Genomic DNA, 1,675 nt, shown 5'->3' with positions numbered 1-1,675 from the left:
GGAGGGGTTGGGGTGGTTTCTTTCCTCTGGGCGCTGCGTTTGCGTTTCCATTCCATCATCTCCGCTCCATCGCCCCCCGTTCGTGTCGAGCCCTTCGACTGCCTGCTTTGGCAGGCGCTCAGGACAGGCCAAGGTCGAGACACCTTTCCGCCATCACCGGTCTCTCGACTGCGCTCGAGACGAACGGGGATCGGGGCAACATTCGTCATTACGAGCGCAGCAACGCAATCCAGAGCGTCTTGTCACGATCGTCAGCTTTTGCCGCTCTGGTTTGCCGCGTCGCTCCGCTCCTCGCAATGACGAGCACCACTCGAACTTTACAAACTTTACACTGTTATAGATTTTTTCCCTTCTCCCCCTCGTCACGCCGAAATTCGCGCATGGCTTCGGCGTTACAAGGCAGGGCGTTGATCACCGCTTCGTCGCGCGTGCCGGTGGGTGTCGCGGTCAGGCCGGGGACCTCGCGTTCCATTTCGGCGGCTTCTTCGGGGGTCATGCGATAATAGTCGGGCGGGCCGTCATGATAGGGGAAGGCGATCGCGTAAAATTCCTCGCCCGTGTCTTCCACCGGCACCGGCCGCCCCTGCGCTTCGGCCCTGGCGGCCGCTATCGCCAGCTCCTCCTCGGTCGGCGTGGCGATCAGCGGCGCGGTGTCCTCGCCCTTGCCGATCGCCTCGAGCATATCGCCAAAGCGCGCCGCCCCGCGTTGCGCCGGGATCTGCTCGGCGATCTTGTCGAGCCGGGCCAGATGGGCGAGCAGCAGCCGGCTGTCATAGCGCCGCCGCGTCGCCACCACTTCACCGTGGTAGAAGACCTCTTCCTCGACGCCTTCAATGGCCCGCTCCTGCAACTTGTCCTGCGCCTCGTCCCGCGCCAGCACCAGGGCCGCCAGCCACGCCCGCGCAAAATCCGGATCGCGCCGTTTCAGGTCATAGGCCGACTGGCGGCTGCGCTGGACAAAATAGGCCGACGCCTGAACATTGCCGGTCTGCGCGAGGGCCTCGAGGAATTTCACCCGGAGCTCACGGTGCCAGCCGTCGTGGCGGGTAGAATCCCCCTCCCGCTCGCGGGAGGGCTAGGGTGGGGTGTCTGTTGTATCAGCACCAGCACTCTCGGTTTCACACTGGCCCACCCCCGGCCCAGTATCAGGTGGAACTGCCCCCGGCAGTTCAAGATCAGTCCGGGGGACTGATCGACCTGATACTCGCAAGCGGGAGGGGGGTATCACTTCTCCGCCATCACCAGCACTCTCAAGCCCCTCCTTTTCAGAGGAGGGGTTGGGGTGGTTCCTCTCGTCCGAGCGGCCTTCTCGAGGCTCCGATCCACTTTCACCGTCCCCCGTTGCCTCACCCCGCACCACCCGCAGGCGGTGAATAAATTCATCCTGAAATGTCATAGGTTTTACTCCTTGTAAGAAACCATCCCGACCGCAGCACAAGGGTGTGGCAGTGTAGATATGGTTTGTTAAAGGGAGTCAATATAACCTATTTGGTGATCTGTAGGAAAGGGTGCTGAATGTTAGAATATCGATGAAGCTTGACGATCACGATAGAATATGTAGATTTCGAATACCTTTTACGCGTGAAAGCCTGTTTGGTTTTCTTCTTTGTGTCGGGTGTTTAGCCAGACCATATTTTATTGTTGGAGTTTTAGCGGCATGAAGAGGATTCGGGAG

The 1,675-nt window shown here is 60.1% G+C and carries 1 protein-coding gene; it reads right to left on the bottom strand.

Features of this window, described 5'->3' with window-relative positions; all coding sequences use genetic code 11:
• Window positions 1-334: 334 nt before the first annotated feature.
• The gene (locus tag C8024_RS15385; protein ID WP_173206738.1) at window positions 335-1,015 is read right to left on the bottom strand and encodes a hypothetical protein; all 681 of its coding nucleotides are present in this window, start codon (window positions 1,013-1,015) and stop codon (window positions 335-337) included.
• Window positions 1,016-1,675: the final 660 nt, after the last annotated feature.

This window comes from Sphingopyxis sp. BSNA05 (assembly GCF_013265645.1).
Classification (GTDB): Bacteria; Pseudomonadota; Alphaproteobacteria; order Sphingomonadales; family Sphingomonadaceae; genus Parasphingorhabdus.
This window is presented reverse-complemented; position numbering and strand designations above follow the sequence as displayed.